General features: G+C 38.7%; 12 protein-coding genes. 6 read left to right on the forward strand and 6 right to left on the reverse strand.

The window, feature by feature from the left end:
• Positions 1 to 199: 199 nt before the first annotated feature.
• From AC06G9_RS10345 to AC06G9_RS10355, 3 genes are all read right to left on the reverse strand, one after another.
• Positions 200 to 2,881, reverse strand: a complete 2,682-nt coding sequence (locus AC06G9_RS10345) for a peptidase associated/transthyretin-like domain-containing protein (RefSeq protein WP_480958074.1) — start codon at positions 2,879 to 2,881, stop codon at positions 200 to 202.
• Positions 2,878 to 3,660: a GLPGLI family protein gene (locus AC06G9_RS10350; protein WP_480958075.1), complete on the reverse strand. Its 783-nt coding sequence runs from the start codon at positions 3,658 to 3,660 to the stop codon at positions 2,878 to 2,880. Before AC06G9_RS10350 ends, AC06G9_RS10345 begins: the two co-directional genes overlap by 4 nt.
• Before the next feature lie 175 nt (positions 3,661 to 3,835).
• Positions 3,836 to 4,198 (reverse strand): hypothetical protein, encoded by a 363-nt coding sequence (locus tag AC06G9_RS10355; protein WP_346570132.1) that lies wholly within the window; start codon positions 4,196 to 4,198, stop codon positions 3,836 to 3,838.
• 338 nt (positions 4,199 to 4,536) lie between these two features.
• Here AC06G9_RS10355 and AC06G9_RS10360 point away from each other — a divergent pair, with 338 nt between their 5' ends.
• The 4 genes from AC06G9_RS10360 to AC06G9_RS10375 all read left to right on the forward strand — a co-directional run bounded on the left by AC06G9_RS10360 (position 4,537) and on the right by AC06G9_RS10375 (position 11,538).
• On the forward strand, positions 4,537 to 5,280 hold the full coding sequence (locus AC06G9_RS10360) for a LytR/AlgR family response regulator transcription factor (protein WP_293929396.1): 744 nt from the start codon (positions 4,537 to 4,539) through the stop codon (positions 5,278 to 5,280).
• On the forward strand, positions 5,277 to 7,202 hold the full coding sequence (locus AC06G9_RS10365; protein WP_480958076.1) for a sensor histidine kinase: 1,926 nt from the start codon (positions 5,277 to 5,279) through the stop codon (positions 7,200 to 7,202). The genes AC06G9_RS10360 and AC06G9_RS10365 overlap by 4 nt, the downstream gene beginning before the upstream one ends.
• A gap of 324 nt (positions 7,203 to 7,526) precedes the next feature.
• A complete protein-coding gene (locus tag AC06G9_RS10370; protein WP_045756500.1) occupies positions 7,527 to 7,994 on the forward strand; it encodes a ferritin-like domain-containing protein in 468 nt (155 codons plus the stop codon).
• 1,012 nt (positions 7,995 to 9,006) lie between these two features.
• On the forward strand, positions 9,007 to 11,538 hold the full coding sequence (locus AC06G9_RS10375; RefSeq protein ID WP_480958077.1) for a tetratricopeptide repeat protein: 2,532 nt from the start codon (positions 9,007 to 9,009) through the stop codon (positions 11,536 to 11,538).
• A 294-nt stretch (positions 11,539 to 11,832) separates the two neighbouring features.
• On the opposite strand, the gene AC06G9_RS10380 is transcribed toward AC06G9_RS10375, so the two are convergent.
• On the reverse strand, positions 11,833 to 12,789 hold the full coding sequence (locus AC06G9_RS10380; RefSeq protein WP_480958078.1) for an alpha/beta fold hydrolase: 957 nt from the start codon (positions 12,787 to 12,789) through the stop codon (positions 11,833 to 11,835).
• Positions 12,790 to 12,848: 59 nt separating this feature from the next.
• Positions 12,849 to 13,592 carry a class I SAM-dependent methyltransferase gene (locus AC06G9_RS10385; protein ID WP_480958079.1) on the reverse strand — a complete coding sequence of 248 codons (744 nt, stop codon included), beginning with the start codon at positions 13,590 to 13,592 and terminating at the stop codon, positions 12,849 to 12,851.
• A gap of 339 nt (positions 13,593 to 13,931) precedes the next feature.
• Here AC06G9_RS10385 and AC06G9_RS10390 point away from each other — a divergent pair, with 339 nt between their 5' ends.
• Both AC06G9_RS10390 and AC06G9_RS10395 read left to right on the forward strand, forming a co-directional pair.
• Entirely contained in the window at positions 13,932 to 14,852 is a 921-nt protein-coding gene (locus AC06G9_RS10390; RefSeq protein ID WP_480958080.1) for an RpnC/YadD family protein, read from the forward strand.
• A gap of 203 nt (positions 14,853 to 15,055) precedes the next feature.
• Positions 15,056 to 15,508, forward strand: a complete 453-nt coding sequence (locus AC06G9_RS10395; RefSeq protein WP_480958081.1) for a nuclear transport factor 2 family protein — start codon at positions 15,056 to 15,058, stop codon at positions 15,506 to 15,508.
• A 102-nt stretch (positions 15,509 to 15,610) separates the two neighbouring features.
• Here AC06G9_RS10395 and AC06G9_RS10400 read toward each other — a convergent pair whose 3' ends face one another.
• Positions 15,611 to 16,585: a glycoside hydrolase family 43 protein gene (locus tag AC06G9_RS10400; RefSeq protein ID WP_480958082.1), complete on the reverse strand. Its 975-nt coding sequence runs from the start codon at positions 16,583 to 16,585 to the stop codon at positions 15,611 to 15,613.
• Between the last annotated feature and the right edge of the window lie 220 nt (positions 16,586 to 16,805).

Raw genomic sequence — 16,805 nt, forward strand, 5'->3', positions numbered from 1 at the left:
CGATTGAACTTAGTGGGAAGTTCTTCTCGTCATGTAAGCTCATTAAATAAAGTGTTGGTTTTAATAATGAAGAGCTTACTTTTTCGTAATCTAGAGCTTTCCACGCAAACTACAAAAAAAGAGTACAATGTTTTTTCTTAGATGTAGACGCCGTACTGGTACATGCCAATCCACAGAAACTATACCATCCAAATATTCATCAAAAATTATAGTTGATCCCCAGCGCAAAATAGCGCGGCAAAAGGCGGTATTCGGTTACAGCCCGATACGTATCAGTAACAATGGCATTCCTAAATTGACGGTTGTTAAATAGGTTTTTGGCCGATATATTAAATTTGGTCTTGATTTTCTTGGCATCATAAGAAAGAGAAAGATCCGAAAAGAAATATGTTTTGGGCGATTCAGAGAGAAAATCACCAAAATGATAGGCTTCATTTTTCATATTGGCCTGAATATCCTTGGCAACATGGAAGAAAAAATGCAGAAAACTGTAGGTATTTTTTAGTTTATCTTGGTTGTCACTCTTGAAAGATCTAATCTGTATCTGCGATCCGGTATGTATGTTCAATCTGGATTTCCACACACTTCTAAACGACACACCATAGTCGTAGGAACTGGAAGCAATGCTACGCCTTCCTACACCGACGATACTGGCTTCATAAGCTGAAAAATCTGCCCCCATATCCAACCTGAAATTCCCATTTACCAACTTGACATAATAATTGAGTTGTGCTTTATAAAACATTGTTTTTTTATCTTTCAGCAATATCTTCTCCGTTAGATTGAAATTAGGATTTAGTATGCGTTGGCTACTGATGTAATCAAACATTGTTTGATGACCAAAGGAGAAATTGGCGAAAAATTTATCCAGCATATTACCATAGGCATAGGTGATTACCGCAGCAGAGTTGTTCAATGTAGCCATATCGTCGAGGCCTTTTACAAAATTCCGGACGCCAGTATTAAAATAATTTGGCGCGACATCCATCAGCTCAGTACTAGTTTGTTGGAAAGAAAGTTCGCCTTCCAGCTTCCCCTTAGGATGTATTAACCATTTTGTAGACAAGCTCGGAGAAATCAACCAGTTATTTTGACTCGTTGCGATGCCATCATTACGTAAATCACGCTGTATAAATCCCGCACGCAACTGTGGGGTCAATTCCCACTTCCTTCTTTTTACAGTATACTTGGTCATGATATGCGTATTATTGGTCCTAAAATTGATCCCATTTGAAAATCCCGAAGGGCGGATTTGGCTGCCATCTTCCCGCTGCAATATAAAGTCAGTCACCAGTGTCTGATTCTTGTATTCATTGGCAATAGCCACTTCCATAAAGTCACCACCTTGCTGTCTCTTTACATAATGCGATGTGACCCCGACATACTGAAGGTCATTTTTGGCATGCTGGTCGACATTCGAAATCCCTTTAATCTGAAACAGGTCCTCGTAATAATATTGATCGATATGATAATCTAATGGTGATTTTTGCAAAATCCAACGGGCAGAACTCACAATAGCTTCGTTGTCCGACAGCTTATGTGTATGTGTTAAGAGCTGGTTGGTCAGAAAGCCCTTCATTTTGCTCAGTTCTGTGGTACCTTCGCCATTAAGCAGCAGAGCCCCATTATCGTATTTACCCAGTGATCCCAGACTTCCGGTGTAGATCAAAGTAGAGCGACTGTTGACATCATACTGCATCTCCCATCTGGAATAATAATTATTTATTTTCTTATCAAGTTTATATCCTTCAGTATAGCTAAATTGAATATCCTCAATATCATATTCTTGCACTGTATTTCGGTAGAACGTTTTTTTTGTTGGATTTGCAAAACCTAGCCATTTGATCTTGAGGCGCTTTGAAGGATTCATGATCGTATTGAAAGACAGTAGCTTATCATGATTAAAATTAGTCCTTCTATAATCAAACCCCGGTAGGTCGGGAGTATTGTCGATAAGAGTGGGAGTGTTGAGACCGACACCGATTTGGCCAGGTTCACCAGTTTGTCCCGAGTAAAGCAAATGATTGATACTGCCCACGGCATCGACACCGTTATTATTAGCTGTTCCCAACAAATAAAACTTGTTTCTTTTTCCAAAGTTCATCACATGAATATTGGCTTGGTAAAATAACGGTTCGAACGGCGTTCCAGAAGCGGATACCGAACCCAGCCATTGATTTTTACTGTCTTCTTTAAGTTGTAGGTTCAATGCGACTTTATCTGAATTTTCAATCCCTTTCAAATGTTTATTGTTCGAATAACGTTGTAATACCTGCACCTTATCCAAAGGTTGTACCGACATGTTTTGTGTCAATAAGCGATAGCCCTTTTCAAAAAAATCATCTCCTTCTATCATGACTTTCTCGACTTCCTTTTCACCAATTTTGATACTGCCATCGCTACCGATATTCAGTCCGGGAATCTTTCTCAGCAGATCCTCCACGTTACGTTCATCGCCCTGCAGAAATGATTTTACATCCAGTTCTATAGTATCCCTGCCACGTCTATAAGGACGCTTTGCGTTAACCACTATCTCCTGCAGTCGCTCCACACCGCCAGTTATAAGCGCTATGTTAATCAAGGTGTCAGTCAGCGTCGGTCCAATTATTTTTGTCACCGGTTCATAGCTTAGTGATTTGAAGCTGACAACAATTTTACCTGTTTGAGCTATATCCAAACGGTATTTGCCATTCCCATTTGTAAAAGAGTAAGCTATCAGGGCCGAAGTTCCCGCTAGGCGGGCATCTACCCGAACCCCTCCGAGGGGCACCCCCGCAGTCGTTACCTGTCCATGAATAACTACCTGCGCTTGCACACAATAAACGACAGACCACAGGCCGATCATCAATAGATAGCGATACAGACCAACATGATTAATCATTTTCCTTTAACTGATTCCCATTCATAAACCTGCTCAACAGTACCGCGTACTTTATTTCTTTCCACCGTCACACCATCCATTACAGGCATTTTGCTTTCCATGATGCGCATCTGTTCTTCTATCAGTACCTCATCTTTCTTGACATAATCTTCCAATGATAATTTAGGCAACGAAAGGATATATTTTTCATCTACCGGGATATCCCCATTGTAGGGATAGGAGACTTTTTTGAGCATCCAGTAATTCGGGTTAGCACTTTCATTGTACAACATCACGATCAGTCCCGGAAGTCCTCCAAATTTGTAAGGGCCGGCCGGTACCGGAATTTCATTTGTGTAGTAAGCGATCAATGTCGTACCTCGATATTTCGCTATCGCCTTATGACAGATATACTGACCCAAGGTGTCCGTTTCCGTATAGTTGGTGTTCCATTCGATATCAGGAAATTTATCTGTCACCAAATAATTCTTTCCTTGGAGTGTACGCGTTTCCACCAAGTCACTATTCCCATCTTTCTGTATCACGATGCTCCTGTAGTTTGGACCGGTATTCAGCATCATAGAAAAATTAGCAGATAATTCATCATTTTCCGCATCTCCTGCAGCAGAAGCGACCGGTATAGAATCGCGTACTGCAGTCTTCACAGCATCGGCATAATACACCTGTTCACGAAAAGTCGCCATAGCAGAAGGAATATATTCATACTCGACGTGCAATTTTTGCGCCTGTACATAATCGGCTGAACAGTATAATAAGAAAAATAATAAGTAGTATTTCATAAATTTAAAAGTGATGAAAGTGCTGTTTCCTATATGCGTCATCGACAGCAATAGGAAACAGCGCCCTTCTAGTAGATATCATATACAAGACTAAAAGCCCTTCTTATTCTTGCGAAAAAAATGTCGCAACTAGGAAAGCCCTTCTTCGTTACCAAAGAAGTCTACACATGATTTATTAACCTACGTTGTAGACAACCGATTGATAAATAGACATATAACTAGTTCTCATATGTTTAAAATAAGCTCCGCAATTATCCCAAGAGAATCCGTAACCATTTTCGGCCCCCAGCTCATAACTGTGGTTATGTGTAGTGGTCAGCTGTCCAGACGAATTATAAACTCTGAGGGTATACACACAGGTTTGACCGACAGCATTTCCCGTCTGGGTTTGTTTCACTTCCTCCGTTACATGAACTACATTTGTCCCGACCTTCATTTTGTGTACAGTGGTTGTATGAACCGATTTTTCTGCAGCAGCTTTTTCACCTGAATCTGCAAAGGCAGCTGATGACATTACAGTCAGCGCTACCATACTCATAAATAATTTTTTCATTTTTTCATTTTTTTAGTAAAACCATTGCGTAGGACAAGCCTAGGCGTTAATTGATGATTAAAAATAATACGCATTGTGCTTAGATGTGCAAATCCTTTATGATTCGCTATTTCCGGTTTACAATCCGTCACACAATGATGACAACTGGCCTAATTTGAACTATAAGAGCTCGCAATTCTGGTCTCATTGCGAGGACAAAACTTAAAAAGTGTCAACTTGAGGATTTTTAGACGGTTTGTAAAAACTACAAACGAATTGTAAACGAACTAAAGCAACAAACCCAGTAATATATTATCTTTAGCGTAAATAAATACATGACCTTTATGATCAAAGTTGTTATTGTCGAAGATGAGCCGGCCGTCCGTAAAGAGATCAGCTTTCTCATCGGATTGGAAAAAGATGCAGAACTGCTGGGTTGGGCAGACAGTGTACGTACAGCTCAAAAGCTGATTGTCGAGACACAACCTGATGTGGTTTTATTGGATATACAGCTTCGTGATGGAACAGCTTTCGATTTATTGAAAAAGCTCGATCCTATTCCTCCCAATATTATCTTTATTACCGCATACAATCATTTTGCCATTAAAGCGATCAAATTCGGAGCATTGGATTACCTGTTGAAACCTGTCGATCAGACCGAGCTCAAAGAAGCACTTGAACGCTTTCGACGACGTCGCCAAAGCAATCCACAATGGATGCAGCAATTGTCAGTGACGCAGAATAGCATGTCCGTAGGCGAGCTTCCTGAAAGCATCGTGCTGAGTACCCTCAACAATATGCGGATTGTATCCGTAAATGATATTGTCTATTGCAAAGGAGATGGGCCATACACATTTTTCTTTTTCAGTGACGGCACAGAAGAACTCATTTCCAAACCACTCAAATATTATGAAGACCTGCTGCCTGCACCCCATTTTTTACGGACACATCAATCGTATCTGGTCAATAGGCAGTATGTGACAGGAATTAACCGCTCAGAGTATATCGTACTTAAAAACAAAGAAGAAATTCCCATTTCCATGCGCCGAAAAAGTGCGATATTGACGCTACTATCAATAAAAAAATGAGACAAACAACACGATGGATACTTTGTGTAGCGCTATGCTTTTGGCTTTTCTCCTGCTATCAGCATAGCAATCCAATTTTTCAGCAAGAAACATCCATTTCATCGCAGATCGATACCTTAAAAAAGGTGACCCTAGCATCTACTAACAGCGACTCGCTGCTTCATGTATGGCAGCAGATGGCTATGAAACCGTCTGTCCTAAAAGATACCCTGCTTCATGTGGAGGTAAAATATCAATTGGCGCGGCTCTATGGTATGCAGAGAAAAGATTCTGCCCGTATTTTAATTGGCCAAGCACTCGAATTGATTGAACCGACAAACGGCAACCTCAAAATGAAGGCGCTTATCTACAATGGCTTGGGTAATGTGTGCAGTATGGAGTCACGGCAAAAAGAAGCGGGCTACTATTATAATAAAGCAGCAGCGATTGTTCTATCAGATTCTACCATCGATTTATCTTTTCAAGCAAAATCTGCGATGTTGCTTTCCGCTGCACAAAGCAACTTGAAAACTTTTCAATATGACCTCGCCGAGAAAATGAACCGTGCAGCATTACCACTATGTGATTCGTTGCCCGAGGGTGATATACACAAACAGCGCGTGTTGGTACAATTGATTCAGACATTGAAGATGCGGGACAAACCAGCGGCAAGTTTTCTGCCTTATCTCCGCAGATTGGAGGCCTTACATAACCAGCATCCCGACAAGTACCATGTAAGTTACCTATACGATTCCAAGATACAATATTTTAGCACCATCGGGCAGAAAGACTCGCTGCTCCATTATCAGTTGTTAAAAATGCAAAGCGACGAACAGCGCTATGAGACTGAAAAATCGATCGTTGTTATCAACAACCTATTTATTGCCTATTGCAATGTAGCAACCTTTCATCTTGAGCATAACCGTCAGACGTTGGCAGCAGGCTATATTCAACAAGCGACCGATCTAGAGGAAACACACCCAGATGTCATATTTGCCAGTAATGAGATTATTTATCAAGAGGCCTTAGCCGCTCTATACCAATTGCAGGGTAAAAAAGACCAGGCAATAGCTGCATGGAAACATGTATCGATGATACAGAAGGAGGTGTATGAAATGGAAAATACACAAGTCGCTGCGGAGATGAATTCACTTTATCAATTGCAGGCAAAAGATCGTTCCATTCGTACTTTAAATGAGAATATTAAAATCAATCAGCTGCAATTGCAGCAAAATCGCTTATGGCTTGCTGTTTTGGTATTGGGTATCATATTACTGGGTATGATGATGCTGTTTTTATATTATAGCTTTCGTCAGCGTCGTTTCAGAGCAGAAAAAGAAAAGGTTTTATTGCAGCAGAAATTGTTGCGCACACAAATGGAACCTCATTTTATCTTTAATACACTTGCGGCTGTACAAAGTTTCGTTCGTCTGGATAAAAAGGAAGCAGCCATTAAGTACCTCAACCGTTTCAGTCGTTTGTTGCGTAGTAGTTTGGAAATGAGTCGTGAAGATTGGGTTCCATTAAATGAGGAAATTGAGGCCTTGGAAAATTATATCAGTCTGCAACAGATGCGTTGTGAAGAAGCATTTAGCTATACGATCGTACAATCGGAAATTCAGGATCCGGATGGGGTATTGCTGCCGCCGATGTTGATACAACCCTATGTTGAAAATGCTATTCTTCATGGTCTCGATCTGGAGAGCGGAGAGGGGGATATTCATATTCGTTTTCAATTGGAAGATGATCTTCTAACCGTAACAATTGAAGACAGTGGTAAAATAGAAAAAGTAATTGTTGATCCCGCGCATAGGTCACTTTCGGGCATCATCAGTCGCGAACGTATGCAGTTACTGGGCAAAAGGGCAAGCATACAAGTCACTAAATCATCCGGAGCCAGTGGAACCATCATTACGATGAAGATTCCTGTTGTATTTGGATGATATTTATATCGAATTCCATATTTAAAAAGTGGGAGTAGGCAGAGTTTATCGTATAATATATTCTTTGAAGATCATGTTGTGTAGTTTAAATTTGTCAGTAAGCATTCCTAACGTTGTATAATCGAAAAAAGCCAAATAATTGATCCATATGATCTTTGGATCAATTATTTGGCATATCATTTTTTTAAAAATAGGAGCCATACGTTGTCCATGTAATTTATTACCAAATAGTGGTGTTAATACTTGAAATCAATCAGGACAATGAACTCCTCTTCCGATAGGTTGTTATTCCAGTAGAAATATTTACAAAGTAACTCATGTATTATGGAAAATCACTTGAACAACCCGGAAATTATCAATGACCTGATAAAAATTAATAATGATCGAGTGGAAGGTTATAAAACTGCTTTAGATCTTTCGCATACGCTAAGTTTAGATAGTTTACAGCAATTATTTGCAAAATATGTTTTGCAATCGCAGCATTTTATTGAAGAGCTGAAACCTTTTGTAGTTTTAGAAGGTGCACAGCCAACTGATGCAACCATGTTAAGTGGTAAACTGTTTAGAATGTGGATGAACATAAAAGTAACCATTGCAGGTAATGACAGAAAAAGTTTATTAGAAAGTTGTGAAAAGGGAGAGGATGCGTTTAAGGAAACGTACAAAAAAATTCTGGAAGAAGATAATGATCAATTATCGGTCGAGGTGAAAAATATACTTTTAAAGCAGTTGGATAAACAGCTGGAGGCACATGATGCCATTAAAATGTTGCGTGACGAGGTGTCGCTTTAAATTATATACGATGAAAACCGAAACGGCAGTCACCGCGAAATTTAAAAATAAAACTATTTCCTTTATTTCGATGTAAAGGTTGAATGAACGATTAGTATTGCTGTCATTAAAATACCCGGTTTTTCCGGGTATTTTATTTTAGAGTTTTCATGGAAAAGCCGTACTTATTTTCGGCAACTCTTGTTTGCAGTAGTTTTCTAATTCAGCCTTGTTAAGGTTTTGGAATTTTTCAATAGACCATATATACTCAGATCGTTACGAAATCCAAAAAATCCTATGGGCGGAAACAGATCGAAATCTACCCATGATTTATATAGACTTCACATAAAATGATTCTCATTTAAACAAGTAGGTGATTTTTTTGATCGATATCCCTATTGTTCAATAAATAGCAGTTTCCAATTCGATATAGTAGATGAAAGCTGGATTAGGTAACACCTTGTGCACCTTTGATTATGCAATTGTAGGTAACTTGACCCTTATGATAAACTTTGATAGCATGTTGATGTTATATTGTAAGTGGATTCATTCCCTATGTATATTTTAGAATATCTGAATATATTATCTGATGAATCATCTTTATAATTCGGTACATGTATGATTTCGATGATAAATTGTTTATACACTTTAGTCATCATTAATAGGAGATAATCATGACAAATTTAATAATTTTAAGTTGTCAATATAATGGAAGTGTGCAAAGACAAAAAATAACAGATCGGTCCTCAACCAAGCTGTTGTCAAAAATTTTATTCATTTTGTAATTTCTATTTTTCTTCTTGGCTCTAAAATTGTTTCAATTCAATTGCTGATAGCAAGCAGAGGAATAGGAGATCTCAGAAATAAGATTGATATGACTTAGAGATTGCCTCTTAGAGGCCAATCTTTTAATGACTGTTTACACAATGTTGTTAGAATTCTTTAGTTTTGACCCTACTAGCTAAAGGATGATGACAACATAGCTTCATCGGCAAAGGAACATTTAGAAAATACCCAGAAATACGGAAGAACAATGATATTGATAAAAAGAATTGACCACAACTACCTGAAATACCTATTTACTGTAGCGATTTCAACTTTGATGGTTACGGGCTATGGGCAGCAAGTAGAGAAACAGCAGATCGAAAAGCAACAACTGGACGAATATCAAATTAAAACGGTGGATTCCATTGATGTCGTACGCGACTATCGACCTGTGCTGGCCGATGCCGTAAAGGTTCGCAGGAGCCCAGATATGAGTCTTATCAATCGGGAAGTCATTGAGACAGAGCTACGCCAAATAGCCACGGCTACTTATTTTGCAAATAAGACATTCAAACAAGCTTATTACACTAAATTGCTTAAACAGCATCCAAACGCTTTACGTAGCAATATTGAGAATTACCGTATCAGCTATCTGGCTTACCAAGAACGTGAATATACAAGAGCGGCCTCTATTTTGAAGTCACTGGATGCTTCTGATGCCTTTTATCAGGGGTCGATCATTACTCTGGGTCATATTGCCCTAGAAACCGGCGATAAGCAACAAGCACGAAATGCATTTGTCAAAGCGATGAAACTAGATTTCGACCTCCAGTTGAAAGCAGATGCGTTATTTAACTACGCCAAGGTGTTGTATGCAATGGACTCCACCCAAGCCGCTCAGAAAGTTCTCGAGAAGTATATTGTTCAAGAATATGGAGGTCGTGAACCGGGCGCTCAAACACAAGAAAGTGCGGAAATATTATCCGCTCAAATCTTGTTGGGCACGAGCAACTTCCATACCGGAGTAAGTTTGCTGGAATCTTTGAAAGATCGAGGGCGGGAAGCTGATGCTACCTATCAGAAAGCAACGTACTATCGCGGACTGGAGTTTTATAACGAGCGTGCTTTTGAAAATAGCATATCGATATTCATGAGATCGGAAAAATTCCCGATGGATGCAAAAATGGCAGCACTGGCTACGTATTGGAAAGCAGAAGCGATGTATGAAGTACGCAAATACGGAGAGGCAGTAGAAAACTTCTCCAGATTCCTACGATTGCCCGTTGCAAAAAACACCGACGTATATAACTATGCAAACTATGGGTTGGCTTATGCAGCGTTCAGAAATAACAGTTTTCGTATGTCGGCCGATTATTTTGAACGCTTTTTGGCAGTCGAGGGAAGTTCACTAGATGAAAAAATACGTCATGACGTAATCGCACGTTTGGGCGATTCCTATTTATCCATGCGAAATTACGACCGTGCCAACCAATATTATGACCAGCTTATCAACAGCAAAACTTCCAATCAGGATTATGCGTTGTTCCAACGCGGAGTTATCTTTGGATTGCAGGGAGACCATCAAACCAAGCTAAAGATTCTGCAGTCTGTTTTGAAACAATTTCCGAGTTCTAACTATGCTGATGACGCCGCCTTTGAGATTCCCTATACGTATTTCACTACGGGAGATTATGATCGCGCTATCGATGGATTGCAACGGATGATCGAAAAGTACCCGCGCAGCAGCTATGTACCCCGTGCATTGATGACCATAGGGCTCGTGCAGTATAATAAAGATGAATCCGAAGCGGCGAAAGCCACTTTCAAAAGTGTTATGGAGAAATATTCCAAAACCAATGAGGCACAGCAAGCGATGCGTTTTATTGAAAACATCTACCTAGACCAAGGGGATGCTACAAGCTATATTCATTACGCTATCGGCACCAATGTCGGTAATTTGAGTCCTGCGGAGCAAGATAATATGGCTTTTCAAGCAGCCCAATCTCTGTTTGCCAAGCAGCAATACGCAGCTTCGGTCGAAGCCATCAATGCTTATTTTGATAAATTTCCGAAACCCAAACAAGAAAAATATGCCCGTTATATCCGCGGTGTGAGTTCGTACCGCACTGGGCATCCAAAGGAAGCACTGCACGATCTGAATATCATCCTGAATGACTGGACAAGCAAGTATACTGAAAATACCTTGCTGACAGTTGCTGCGCTATACCTGGATCTAAAAGAATACAACGAGGCAATTGTGCATCTCAAAAAATTGGAGCTCAATTCAGAGTATAAAAAGAACTATGGTTATGCAATAAGTAACCTGATGATCTGTTATTTCGAACTCGGCGATATGGAGCAGATGGCCAAGTATGTGAAGTTGATCAAGGATTACGATGGCGCATCGCAGGAGGAAATTGCCAGAGCTCATTTATACAGTGGAAGGGTATTGCTACAACAAAAGAACATCGTGTCTGCCATGAAGGAACTCAATTTGGCTGCTCTGAAGAGCCAAAAGGCGGTTGGCGCAGAAGCGCGATACCGTGTTGGGCAACTGCAGTATGATAACAAGGAATACGACAAAGCCATCGAAACAGCTTTTGAGGTGATTAACAGTAAGGAAGAAAATGCATACTGGGAAGCCAAGAGTTTCCTATTGCTTGCAGATAGCTATGCGCGTAAAGGCAATGCTTTGCAAGCAAAGAGTACGTTGGAAAGTGTCATTGAAAATTATGAAGAAAAAGATGATGATATCATTCCGTCAGCAAAAGAACGTTTACAGAAATTGAACAAAAAGTAACATTGAAAATATCAAAAAACTGACATAGAACATCAAAATAAAATGTATAAAACCGCTGGGATGACCAAGCGGTTTTTTTTGTGCAATTCCAGATCATTCCTTCTTCTATGTATGAAAGGTAGTTTTCTGTTTTCGATATTCTAGTATATCTGCTTATTAGAGTAAACATTTCTTTTAGTCATGAAGCGAAGAAAAGCAAATCCTCATGAGTCATGCCGACAAGTTGTTCTAGTTGTTTTCTACTAAAATTCATAACCTACATTCTTTACCACAATAATTGCAGTTATATTCTGCTCAATTATTTTGTTTTCCTAAAAACGACTCAAGCTCTGCTACAATGCGTTTCGACTGAGTATGATGTAGATAATGAGAACCCGGCAGTAAGATGAGTTTTCCCTTATCCAGGCTGTTGGCTTGCTCTTGGTGCAATTCTGTCCAGCCTTTGACAGCTGAGTTTTTGTCCGCAAATAATAAAACAGGCAAATCCTTCGGGAAAGCTAGTTTTTGAGCATCTTTAAAACTATTAGTCAATGATGTTGCTTCTCTGTCCAAAGTATTATTTCCGGTTACTTTCATCGTAATCATGTGTTTTTGTTCAAAACGGTGTGCTTCTGATTCGTCTTTAGGTTTTTCCTCTCCAAAAAACTTTAAAAATGCACGCATTACACCTGCTTTGGCTAAAAAATCCATAGGTGCCGAATTATACCCCGGCCACGGTTGTGTTGGCACACTGCTATCAATGCCTACAAAAGCGGTTGCTTCACCTGGATACTTGTTGATGTATGCTAAGCTGTAAAGCCCGGCAATGGAATGCCCCATTAATATAAAACGGTTAAGATTTAATTGCTTCACCACTTCGTGGATTTCTTCCGCCATGTTATTCAAACTGCGTTCACGCTTTGTTTCACTGCTCAATCCATAACCAAAAGGTTCAATCGTGATCACGGTATATTTCTGGTCTAATTCTCTGATCAGTGGTTCAAAATCCAATCTTGGGCTTGCCGTTCCAAATCCCGTGAGTAATAAGATCGTATCTGCACCCTGTCCATCCATTGTCACATTCATTGTACCGTCAAAAATTTTTATTTTTTGACCATAATCTTCAATTTTATCGGCTTCGCGAATTAAATTGATCCGATGAATTACGAATGTAGCGAGGAGTAGGATAGCGATTATCACCACAATTCCGATGATTGTTTTCAAGAATATTTTTGCTATTCTCTTTATGAGCGAAGGACGGTTTTTATCCATTTTTTTTAATTTCGGTATGTGTACTATAAAAACAGGTTAATTTCATTAAATCATTAATATCATTTAAGACTGATTATTCTTTTACTTCCTACAAAAATCATTTCATTACTTTTGTCCGTATATGGATTTAATTGCCAGTCCCCATACAAATGTTTAACACTTAATTCTGCTTGATCAAGTAATGAATAAATTTCTTCTTTCATAGGGAAAGAAATCTGAGAAGAAACCACCCACCTTTTATCAGTATGCAAAACCTCATAAAAAGTTTGGTATGTTATAATTTCATCTTTCGCTTCCCAATCATTCGATGCTTTTATGATTCCGTAATTAGGATGCTTAAAATATCGAATCGACTCTTTTTCTCCCCATGTAGTCCATTCTTGCACTAATGGATTTCGACTATCAAAAACGAAAGTTCCATCATCTTTTAAGTGATTTTCGATATTTTTCAAGAGTTTTAAACGATCATTTTCAGTTAACAGCGTCTGAAAGCTATGACCCGACAAAAAAATGAAATCAAACTTCTTATCAAATGAAAATGATGAAGCACTAGCATGGATCCAATTGACGTTTGATGTTTTTTCCTTTGCTCTTGTTAACATCTCTACAGATATATCCAAAGCGTATATTTCTTTACATCTATGGATAAGCTCGCTTGCTAATGTACCTGTGCCGCAGCCTATATCTAAAACGCTATCATCTATTTTTACGAAATTACTTATCACATCATAACTCTCTGACCATGGATTATCATAGTCATAGAATTGCACCAAATTTAAATCCTGGTATAATTTATCAATCATTATATTTTAATTTACAACGTAAAGTCAGATTTTTGAACCTAAAATAAGATATATTTAAGCAAATGTTGCATTGTACTAAAATTCATTAACAGTCTTATACAACGGAGTTCCTAATGTTAGTAAATTATTTATTCTTCTATTGAATTAAGTATACCGTTTTGTACCGATGATTGTTTATTTTTTAATCACTCTTCAACATGATTAGAAGCACAACAAGCTTCGCGCTCACTATCCTTTAAATTTCCCATTTTCTCACAGATTTTATTTACTAAAAATATTAGCCTTACTCTTCTTTATTTTGTACCTTTACTATAGTAACCTTATTATAAGCAATTTATTATGAGTAAATCTTCCAATCGCGTTGATGATCTGCTCTGGAAGTCTATTTTAGAGCAGACTTTTGCACATTTTTTAGCGTTTTTCTTTGCCGATGCAGCAAGTATATTCGATCTGAGTAAACCCTTTGATTATTTAGACAAAGAGTTTGAGTCCTTATTTCCTCCAGAGCCCAACGGCAAGGGAGTGCGTTTTGTAGATAAGTTGGTCAAAGTCTATTTGAAAGACGGCGGTGAGCAGTTTGTACTGTGCCATATTGAGGTACAGTCCAGTAGAGGCAAGGGAGATCTTGCAGAGCGCATGTTTCGATATTACTATAAAATATCCGATAAGTATCAGGTTCCAATCTCTGCCATTGCTATTCTTGCCGACGATAACCAAAGTTACCATCCATCTGTTTATGTTAAAGAGTTCATGGGCACCATTCTCCATTACCGTTTTAATAGTTACAAGGTGTTGCATCAAGATGAGGTCGCATTACGTACTGATGTTAACCCATTCGCAGTTGTGGTACTGACCACGTTATTGGCTATCAAGAATAAAAATATCAGTGACGAAAGACTGAAGGATATCAAGCATGATCTGTATGATGAGATGATGAGTCGCAAAATGGATAAGAGTACGCGTCAGGGTCTCTATAATTTTTTAACGTATTACGTAGGCTTTGAAAATCAGGGTAGTTTAGCTATATTTGAGTCAGAAATTGAAAACAAATTAGGAAGGAGTAAAATAATGGGCACTCAAGAATATTTATTGGATAAGGCTAAAAAAGAAGGCATTGAGAAGGGGCGTTTAGAAGAGCGTGCTAAGCTTAAGGCAGAAAAGCGTGCTATTGCATTAGAATTTAAGAAAATGGGTTTACCTGTAGCAGATATTGCTAAGGGTACCGGCCTTGCCATCGAGGAAATCGAAAAACTGAAGTAGAACATATTTTCAAAATATACAGAACCGCTTGGATGACCAAGCGGTTTTTTTTGTGACTTTCACCTAGCCATTTCCACCACTCACCGAGTTTTTAGTTGGTTTAATCTAATTGCCATAGGGTAGGGACGATTTACACCCTACTTTTGAATCAACAATTACAAACATGTATAAACAAAAAACTAACAATATAATATAAAGACATTATGAAAACTTTAGCAAAAACATTCGCAGCAGCAGCAGCCTTGATCGCAGTATCTACTTTCACTATGGCAGCAGCAAAACCAGCAGGAGACAACTCTAAAAAAGCAACTGTCAACCTATCCACAGCGGATCTCGCCATTGACCATTACGTTGCGGTTATGACCGAAGGGCAGTCAGCAGGAGTAGAGCAATTGTTTACATCCGACTTTAATCAAAAAGTACATGCATCAAATGATCAAACCAACAGCCGTTCAGAAGTTATTTCCTTCTTGAAAAAACAAAAAGGCGAGCAGTTAAATTGTAAAACAAGCACCACTATCGTTGAGCAATCAAGTGATTATATGCTTGCAAAAGTGACCCAACAATTTGAAGGATTTACCAAGACCGACTTAGTCACCTTGGTCAATGATGGCGGCAACTGGAAAGTATCCCAATCCATCAACTCGTATAAGTAATTTACTGTTTAATCATATGTTTAGTAAAAGCCATGTCGCAAGATGTGGCTTTGCTTTTTAGTATCCTCAGCTGTGCTGCCCGATCAATACGATTTAACATCTTTATTTAACAATTAGCGGTCTAATAGGTTCTCCAACAATGCTGATTACGCCATTAGGTGAAATTGCTAAATCATTAATATAAGATGTCCGTGGAGCGACACTAGTTGAGCTTGCATGAGCATGGTATATATATTTATATCCGCCATCAGCACTTATAAATGGAGCTCCATGACCTGTGCCGAGCAATCCCGATGCTGAGGGATGGCCTCTCCTTAGGATGGGGTTGCCACTATATTTCTTCCAAGGACCTTTGGGTGAACTGGCTGTTGCATAGCCTACGGCGTAATCCTGGCTTTCAAAATGATTGGCAGAGTAAATTAAATAGTACGTATTGCCTCGTTTTAAGATCGACGGCCCTTCGACGACTGTAGCTTGCTTCTTCTCCCATGGTTCACTTGCGCTCATGCATTTTGTGAGCGTTTCTGCTTTTATACTTTGTAAATCATTGTTCATCTCAGCCATCCAAATGACATTTCCATCCGTAAATCGGACATAAAATAAATATGGAGTTCCGTCATCATCGATAAAAAGAGAACTGTCAATTCCTTTTTCTTTGGCAATAATAGGTTTTTTTTCTTCTGGAATAAAAGGCCCTTCCGGGCTTGAGGAAGAAGCCACACAAATATGTTCATCAACGGAATAGAACATGTAAAACTTTCCCTTAGCGGTTACGTAATATACCTCTGGTGCCCAGAACCATCGTGTTCCCCAAGAGTCTTGAGGGGAAAGTGCTAAATTTTCATTACGCTTCCAATGCTTGAGATCCTCGGAAATATAAACTTCAAAACCATCTATGCGGGTGCCATATGCATAGTATTTGCCATTATGGAATAATACGTAAGGGTCTGCAATAGGTAGCTCGTTTTCGATAATTTTAATAGACTTATCATCATTGGCATTACAATATAACGATAGTATAAAAAATAAACATATAATCGATATTAAACGATAAGGAATGCTTGTCATAATTTTCATTTTTTTTGAATTCAAATCTTGTGAAGAATTGGCCATAAATTCAAATACCGATGAATCTGTTGATCATTTTGCTCACACATGATACAAATTGGAATGATTTTGAATAAAATGGGCAATATGATGTAAAGTTTAATTTACATTTTTACGTGATATAGATTTGTAATTGGGCTTCAATACAATTATAAACAAAAAAAATAAAATTGATAAATAAAAAGATAAA

This window comes from Sphingobacterium sp. MAE (genome assembly GCF_056711605.1).

Excerpts from the sequence above, each read along its gene's own strand:
- AC06G9_RS10385 (WP_480958079.1), bottom strand. The coding sequence starts at position 13,592 with ATGATTGATAAATTATACCAGGATTTAAATTTGGTGCAATTCTATGAC.
- AC06G9_RS10345 (WP_480958074.1), bottom strand. The coding sequence starts at position 2,881 with ATGATTAATCATGTTGGTCTGTATCGCTATCTATTGATGATCGGCCTG.
- AC06G9_RS10370 (WP_045756500.1), top strand. The coding sequence starts at position 7,527 with ATGGAAAATCACTTGAACAACCCGGAAATTATCAATGACCTGATAAAA.
- AC06G9_RS10390 (WP_480958080.1), top strand. The coding sequence starts at position 13,932 with ATGAGTAAATCTTCCAATCGCGTTGATGATCTGCTCTGGAAGTCTATT.
- AC06G9_RS10395 (WP_480958081.1), top strand. The coding sequence starts at position 15,056 with ATGAAAACTTTAGCAAAAACATTCGCAGCAGCAGCAGCCTTGATCGCA.
- AC06G9_RS10360 (WP_293929396.1), top strand. The coding sequence starts at position 4,537 with ATGATCAAAGTTGTTATTGTCGAAGATGAGCCGGCCGTCCGTAAAGAG.
- AC06G9_RS10365 (WP_480958076.1), top strand. The coding sequence starts at position 5,277 with ATGAGACAAACAACACGATGGATACTTTGTGTAGCGCTATGCTTTTGG.
- AC06G9_RS10355 (WP_346570132.1), bottom strand. The coding sequence starts at position 4,198 with ATGAGTATGGTAGCGCTGACTGTAATGTCATCAGCTGCCTTTGCAGAT.
- AC06G9_RS10400 (WP_480958082.1), bottom strand. The coding sequence starts at position 16,585 with ATGAAAATTATGACAAGCATTCCTTATCGTTTAATATCGATTATATGT.
- AC06G9_RS10380 (WP_480958078.1), bottom strand. The coding sequence starts at position 12,789 with ATGGATAAAAACCGTCCTTCGCTCATAAAGAGAATAGCAAAAATATTC.
- AC06G9_RS10375 (WP_480958077.1), top strand. The coding sequence starts at position 9,007 with ATGATATTGATAAAAAGAATTGACCACAACTACCTGAAATACCTATTT.
- AC06G9_RS10350 (WP_480958075.1), bottom strand. The coding sequence starts at position 3,660 with ATGAAATACTACTTATTATTTTTCTTATTATACTGTTCAGCCGATTAT.